This window comes from Intestinibacter sp. (assembly GCF_022780145.1).
GTDB lineage: Bacteria > Bacillota > Clostridia > Peptostreptococcales > Peptostreptococcaceae > Intestinibacter.
In genome coordinates this window covers 1-7,684 of sequence record NZ_JALEXO010000073.1, presented here as the reverse complement: position 1 = coordinate 7,684, position 7,684 = coordinate 1, and the positions used below count along the sequence as shown (strand labels likewise).

Annotated in this window: 6 protein-coding genes and 1 other annotated feature; all 6 genes read right to left on the bottom strand. The window is 30.2% G+C overall.

What is annotated here, in order from left to right; translation table 11 throughout:
• Positions 1–153: 153 nt before the first annotated feature.
• On the bottom strand, positions 154–2,823 hold the full coding sequence (locus MR593_RS02700) for a valine--tRNA ligase (protein WP_290686719.1): 2,670 nt from the start codon (positions 2,821–2,823) through the stop codon (positions 154–156).
• Between the two features lie 123 nt (positions 2,824–2,946).
• Positions 2,947–3,170: a binding site (T-box leader), on the bottom strand.
• 111 nt (positions 3,171–3,281) lie between these two features.
• Positions 3,282–3,938 (bottom strand): phosphate signaling complex protein PhoU, encoded by a 657-nt coding sequence (phoU, locus tag MR593_RS02695; RefSeq protein WP_290686718.1) that lies wholly within the window; start codon positions 3,936–3,938, stop codon positions 3,282–3,284.
• Positions 3,939–4,139: 201 nt separating this feature from the next.
• Positions 4,140–5,918 (bottom strand): oligoendopeptidase F, encoded by a 1,779-nt coding sequence (gene pepF, locus MR593_RS02690; protein WP_290686716.1) that lies wholly within the window; start codon positions 5,916–5,918, stop codon positions 4,140–4,142.
• Between the two features lie 94 nt (positions 5,919–6,012).
• A complete protein-coding gene (locus MR593_RS02685) occupies positions 6,013–6,636 on the bottom strand; it encodes an MgtC/SapB family protein (protein WP_290686720.1) in 624 nt (207 codons plus the stop codon).
• 102 nt (positions 6,637–6,738) lie between these two features.
• Entirely contained in the window at positions 6,739–6,900 is a 162-nt protein-coding gene (locus tag MR593_RS02680; RefSeq protein ID WP_216572026.1) for an aspartyl-phosphate phosphatase Spo0E family protein, read from the bottom strand.
• Between the two features lie 35 nt (positions 6,901–6,935).
• Positions 6,936–7,457, bottom strand: coding sequence for a Gx transporter family protein (locus MR593_RS02675; protein ID WP_290686713.1), 522 nt, complete (start codon positions 7,455–7,457; stop codon positions 6,936–6,938).
• Positions 7,458–7,684 lie beyond the last annotated feature (227 nt).

The window sequence follows — 7,684 nt, the reverse complement described above, 5'->3', positions numbered from 1 at the left end:
TTATATTTATCCATAATTTCAAAGGAATATAATTTCCTATGCATTATAAAAAGAGGATGCTCAATATACAAATATATCTCACATCCTCTTCGACCAAGAAATAATTTTAGCCCGTTAGGCCAGTTATTTAAATATAGTATTAAACTAACTCAACTATTTTATCTTAGCTTCTATATTTTCTAATCTTTCTAATACAGATTTAAGCATTTCTTCGTATTTTTCTTTTTTAGCTTTTTCTTCGTTAACTAATTTTTCTGGAGCTTTAGATACGAATCCTTGGTTAGATAATTTTCCGTTAACTCTCTTGATTTCGCTTTCTATTTTAGCTTTTTCTTTATTTAATCTATCTAACTCTTTGTTGAAATCTACTAATTCGTCAAGTGGTATAAATATCTTAACTCCATCTATAACAACACTTACTGCATCTTCTGGTATATTGTCTTCGTTCATTTGGATTTGAACTTCTGAAGCAGATGCTAGAGTTACGAAGTAATCTTTACCAGCTTCTATAGCAGGTAATTTTTCTTCAGTTGGTATTATTATAACTTTAGCTTTCTTTGATGGTGGAACATCCATTTCTGCTCTTGCGTTTCTTATGTTTCTTATACCTTCCATAGTAAGTTCCATTTTAGCTTCTGCATCAGCCATGTTGTCTTCTTCTTTGTAGTGTGGCCATTCAGATACCATTATACTTCCTTCTACTGTTGGTAGATAAGTGTATATTTCTTCTGTTATGAATGGCATATATGGGTGTAGTAATTTTAAGATTTTTTCTAGTACGTAAGTTAATACATATAGAACAGTTTTCTTAGCTTCTACATCATCACTGTATAATCTTGGTTTAACTATTTCTATATACCAGTCACAGAATTCTGACCAAGCGAAGTCATGAACCTTAGTAGCAGCTACACCTAAGTCGAAGTTATCCATATTATCTGTAACTTCTTTAACTACTTTATTAGCTCTAGATATTATCCATTTATCTGCTAATGTGAAGTTAGCTTCTACAGATTCTCTAGTTACACCTTTTATTAATTCATCATCTATATTCATGAATATAAATCTTGATGCATTCCATAATTTATTTGCAAAGTTTCTAGCTGCTTCAACTCTTTCGAAGTAGAATCTCATGTCGTTTCCTGGAGAGTTTCCTGTGATTAACATGAATCTTAGAGCATCAGCACCGTATTCATCTATTACATCTAGTGGATTTATACCATTTCCTAGAGATTTACTCATTTTTCTACCTTGAGAGTCTCTAACTAATCCATGTATTAAAACATGTTTAAATGGAGTTTCATCCATACAGAACATTGCTGAGAATGTCATTCTTACAACCCAGAAGAAGATTATATCGTATCCAGTAACTAATACATCTGTTGGATAATAGTATTTTAATTCTTCTGTATTGTGTGGCCAACCTAATGTTGAGAATGGCCATAAAGCTGAAGAGAACCAAGTGTCTAGTACATCTTCATCTTGTTTTAAATTAGTGCATCCACATTTTGGACATTTATCTGGAGCTTTAGTTGCAACAACTATTTCGCCACATTCTTGACAATAGTAAGCAGGTATTTGGTGACCCCACCATAATTGTCTAGATATACACCAGTCTCTTATGTTTTCTAGCCATTGTAGATAAGTTCCTGTTCCATATCTTTCTGGTACGAATTTTAAGTCTCCATTTTTTAATATATCTATAGCAGGTTTTGCTAATTCATCCATTTTAACGAACCATTGTTCAGATAATCTTGGTTCTACTACTGTATGACATCTGTAGCAAGTACCAACAGCATGTTTGTGAGGAACTATTTTTATTAAGTAACCTTGTTCTTCTAGGTCCTTAACAAGCTCTTTTCTACATTCGTATCTATCCATACCTGCGTATTTTCCGCAAAGATCGTTCATAGTACCGTCTTCATTCATTACGTTTATTTGTTCTAAGTTATGTCTTTGTCCAACACCGAAATCATTAGGGTCATGAGCTGGAGTCATCTTAACTATACCAGTTCCAAATTCTTTATCAACGTAATCATCTGCAACTATTGGAAGTTCTCTTCCTACTAATGGAAGTATTGCAACCTTACCTACTATATCTTTGTATCTTTCGTCATCTGGATTAACAGCTATACCACTATCACCTAGCATTGTTTCAGGTCTAGTAGTTGCTACTTCTAAGTATTGGTCGCTATCTTTTAGATAGTATTTAACATGATAGAAATTACCATCTTGTTCTTCATGTTCTACTTCTGCATCTGATAAAGTAGTTTTACAATCTGGACACCAGTTTATTATTCTGTTTCCTCTGTAGATATGACCTTGTTCGTATAATTTTACGAAAAATTCTGTTACAGCTTCATTACAACCTTCGTCCATTGTAAATCTCTCTCTACTCCAGTCACAAGAAGAACCTAATTTTTTCATTTGTTCAACTATAACGCCACCGTACTCTTCCTTCCAGTCCATAGCTCTTTTTAGGAATTCTTCTCTTCCTATTTCGTATTTTGTCTTACCTTCTTCTTTTTTGATTTTTTCAACAACCTTAACTTCAGTTGCTATAGAAGCATGGTCTGTTCCTGGTTGCCATAATGTTTCATATCCATCCATACGTTTCCATCTAATAAGAACATCTTGTAGAGTATGGTCAAGTGCATGACCCATGTGAAGTTGTCCTGTTATATTAGGTGGAGGTAATACTATACAGAATGGTTTTTTGTCTGGATTTGGACTAGATTTGAAATAACCCTTATCCATCCATTCTTGATATAGTCTTTGTTCAAAGTCTTTTGGATTATAAGTTTTTGATAAATTTGCTTTTGTCATTTTTACCTCCTAAATTTTTTTACTTTGATTTGTAATTTCTTAATTATCTTATTTGAATTTAAAATTAAATCTTTATTTGAATTTTTTGAATATATTATAAAATAAAAAAGAGCTTTCCATCCATATAAGGACGAAAAGCTCGCGTTACCACCTTAATTCTAAGATATACACAAAATACATCTTAGCTCTTAATAAATTTAACGATCTTAACCGTCTAAGCCTACTGCTATTTCAGCTTAGCGACTCCAAAGCTACCTTCTGTAAATCCTATCTAAAAAAATCTTCCAGCATGTGATTTTCCTCTCTGTTAGCAGTATTTACATACTCCTCTTCTTCTCAGTCTTTATTTTATATATGAATTAATTATTCTTTAATTATATATAATATACTTTATTTTTGTCAATCCATATTTTTTATTTAATTGTTAAAAATTTTAATATACACATATCGAATAATATTTATCCAATTTCTACCATAGTTCCTTTTTTTGCATAAATTATTTTTTCACAGATATTTGTTATATGATCTCCTATTCTCTCTAAATATCTTCCTACAAATAAAAGTCTGACACCTTGGTTGATATTATTTTCTGGATCCTTGTGCATTACCCTCAAAGAATCCTTTCGAATTGTATAATATAATTCGTCTAGCTCTTTGTCCTTTATCGCAATTTCATACGCCATTTTATCGTCTTCTTCTAAAAAAGCTACTTTTAAATCTTCAAGCATTTGTGTACACATTTCAGACATTTTTGGTATATCAATTAATTCCTTTATATATTCATCATTTCCTATGGCGATAGTTTCCTTGCATATATTGACTGCGTAATCCCCTATTCTCTCCAATTCAGTTGAAATATCAGATAAAACATATATATATCTTAAATCCTTCGTCATAGGATGCTTTGATGCCATTAATTCTACACTTCTATCTCTTATGTACTCTCTAAGTAAATCTATATCATCGTCGCTTTCTATAACCTTTTGCGCTTGTTCTAAATTTTTAGAAACCATACTATCAACAGACAATGCTACAGCTTCCTTACATCTTACAATCATACCTGAAGTATAATCTTTTAAGGTCTTTATACTTAAACCTATATCTTCATTTGTCATAATATCCCGACTCCTTTGCTTTTAGATTAAAATTTTAAAAAATAGATTTTTAATCCTTGCCAAGTAAATTTTTAAATTGTAATAACAATCTATTAATATAATTATAGCCTATAATTATGTATTTTTGACAGAAAAGTCGCATGTATAGAATAAAATTAAACTAATACATGCGACTTTTTATTAAAAAACACCAATATTCGATTATAATTCTTTTTCTAATTGATCAACTAATTCTGCAAATACACTTAAAGCTTCATCTACTGATTCTTTTTTGTGCATATCTACTCCTGCTGCTTTTAATTGATTTAATGGATAGTCAGAGCCTCCACTCTTTAGGAATTCCTTGTATCTAGCGACTGCTGGTTCTCCTTCTTCAAGTATTTGCTTACTCAAAGCACTTGCAGCAGAAAATCCTGTTGCGTATTTATATACGTAGAAATTAGTGTAAAAATGTGGAATTCTAGCCCATTCAAGTCCTATTTCTTCATCTACAACACAAGATTTACCGTAGTATTTTTGATTTAATTTATAGTATATATCTGTAAATCCTTCTGCTGTCAATGGTTCTCCAGATTCTACTGTTTCGTGAACTATTTTTTCAAACTCAGCAAACATAGTTTGTCTGTATACTGTAGTTCTAAATTGTTCCAAATAATAATTTAGCAAGTAAATTTTTTCTTCTTTTGATTCTGCTTTTTCAAGTAAGTAATTTATCAAAAGAAGCTCATTTAATGTAGATGCAACCTCTGCTACGAATATTTTATATCCAGAATATAAGTAAGGCTGTGCGTTTTTAGAGTAATAGCTGTGCATAGAGTGACCTAATTCGTGTATTAATGTAAATAGAGAATTTAAGTCGTCGTGGTAGTTCATAAGCACGTATGATTTAGAATCATAGCATCCCCAAGAGTATGCTCCACCTTGTTTTCCGTCGTTTTCATATACATCTATCCATCCATTGTCAAATGCCTCTTGTATATGAGATAAGTATTCTTCACCCATTGGCTTTAATGCTTCTAGTACGATTTTTTTAGCGTCTTCGTATGGTATTTTCATATCAAAATTTTCTGTTAGAGGAACGTATAAATCGTACATATGAATTTCGTCTAAGCCTAGTAATTTCTTTTTAAGGTCTATATATTTATCTAGTGCTGGTATATTTTCGCTTACTGATTTAATTAAGTTTTCATATACATCTACGCTTATATTATCTGCAAATAGAGAGCCTTGTAGTGCACTTTCGTATTTTCTCATTTTTGCATAGAAAATTTCTGATTTTACACCACCGTAAAGAGTTGATGCGAAGGTATTTCTGTATTGTTTATAAACAGAATATAATCCTTCAAAGGCATCTTTTCTAACTCTTCTATCCTTGCTCTTTAAAAATAATGTAAAGTTGGCATGTGTTAATTTTACTTTATTTCCTTCTTCATCTTCTATCTCAGGAAATTGCATATCCGCATATGATATCATGTCATATACGTTTTCTGGTACAGCAGTCAAATCAGATGCTGCGGCTAATATTTCTTCTTCCTTTTCACTTAAAGTATGTGGTTTTTCTCTTAATATTTCGTCTATATATTTTTTGTAAAAAGATAATTTTTCATCATTTAAAAACTCATTTAACTTAGCTTCATCTATGTTTATTATTTCTGGCACCATGTATGAAGTCGCCATAGATAATTCAGTAGATAGCATATCTATTTTTGTAGCTTTGCCTTGATTTGAATTTACCCTTGTATCTTCGTGGCTTTTCATATGAGTATATACATATAGCTTTTCAAGTACTCTACCTGCTTCCTCTGAAGTATGTAATGCATTGTATAAATTTTCCTTAGATTCTGATAGCTTACCTTTATAGTTACCGACTTTTTCTATCAAAGCCTTTACCTTATCGATATCTTTATTCAAATCTGACTCTTTTGGATACATTTCGTCAATAGTCCATTTATATTGGCTTTCAATATTTTGTCTTTCCATTTTAAGTCTCCTTTCTAATTTTTCACATTTATAATTTAATTATACTAATATATGTTTCCCCAAAATTAAATTTTAAACACTTGTATTTATTAAATTAATCATAAAAATAAAAATCCAAAACTCCATTGACATCTCTTATACGCCTCTCCAATTCTTCGATGATAATCCTTCTATCATAGCTAATACTGTATTTTGCTGTCCAAATTTGAGTTCCCTTGCTATTAATATCAAAATTTCTTATAGCAATTTTACATTCCTTTAATATAGCAAATGTCTCTTTAACAGCATCTAGATTTGATATAGTCAAATACAATTTGCAACTACGATTTTTAAAAAGTAGCTTATCAATTCTTTTCAATGACAACAATGTAATCATTTCTAATACCCATGCAGTAATCCCTAAAACATACTCTCCATATCCTATTGCTATACCTATACAAGCAGTAGCCCAAATTCCAGCAGCAGTTGTAAGACCTCGTATCCCACTAGAATTCTTTAAAATTGCTCCTGCTCCTAAAAAACCTATTCCAGAAAGAACTTGTGCTGGAAGTCTAGCAGGGTCCATAGTACTATAAGTGCTGTAAGTAGTAAATAATTGTAAAGCAGTAATCGATGTCACACAAGCCCCCAAGGCTACAAGTATATGAGTCCTAAAACCTGCAAATTGATGTGATTTTTCTCTTTCTAATCCTGTAAGACCACCTATAACTAGGCATATTAATAATCTTATGATAATTTCTTTTTCGTTGATAAAATCTCCCCCAATCCTATTATAGTAATTGTATTATAGCAATAAAGCAAATAACCCACATTTTGTGGGTTATTTACTCAAATATATATACTTATTTATCAAAATATCTATTTGCTTACTAGCTTCTGTTAATTCCTCTTCAAATATGTCTGGATATTGTATATACGTATTTATTTGTTCCCTTACTTCTTCAATTTCTTTTTTGATCATTTCTAATTCATTATTTTCCATATTATCACCACTAACACTTAAAATTAAAATTATCTTTATCGATTAATATCAATAAGAGATCCTCCCATTTTTACCATCTTAGGATAACAAAACTTTGATACTAAACCTACAAAAAACCCCGTAACCAATGATGTAACCAACATAAAAGGTAAATAAGTTACAACCAATAAGTTTTCTACTATAACACTTGCAACTAATAATTGACCAATATTATGACCTATAGCTCCTATAATACTGACTCCTATTGTAGAGAATCCTTTAATTTTTGTAGCTAAATACATTAAAATTAAACTTAAATATGCACCCCCTATACTAAACAGTAAATAAGACATAGGACCAGTAAAAATAGATGATAAAATAACCCTAACTGTTACAATTATAAACGTTTCTTTTAATCCCAAAATTAATAATGAAATTAAAGTTATTATGTTAGTTAAACCTAATTTTGCTCCTGGGAAAAATACAATTAACGGATTTGGGATATACGTCTCTAATATATATAGTATTAGGCTATATCCAACCATTAACCCTAAAAAAGTTATTTTTTTTGTCTTCATAATACTCTATCTCCGAATTATAAATTTATATAATAAAATAATTTTTTGTATACTATTATAATACAATATTTTTCGATAAATCTCCACTTTTTGGTTATTTTTGAAAAAATTTATAGAAAATTTAGATTTAAATTTATTATATATTTTTAACATAATTATATCATTAGAAAACTTGACTTTTTTCAATACAATGATTATTATATAAGTATAATAATTTATTGAAAATG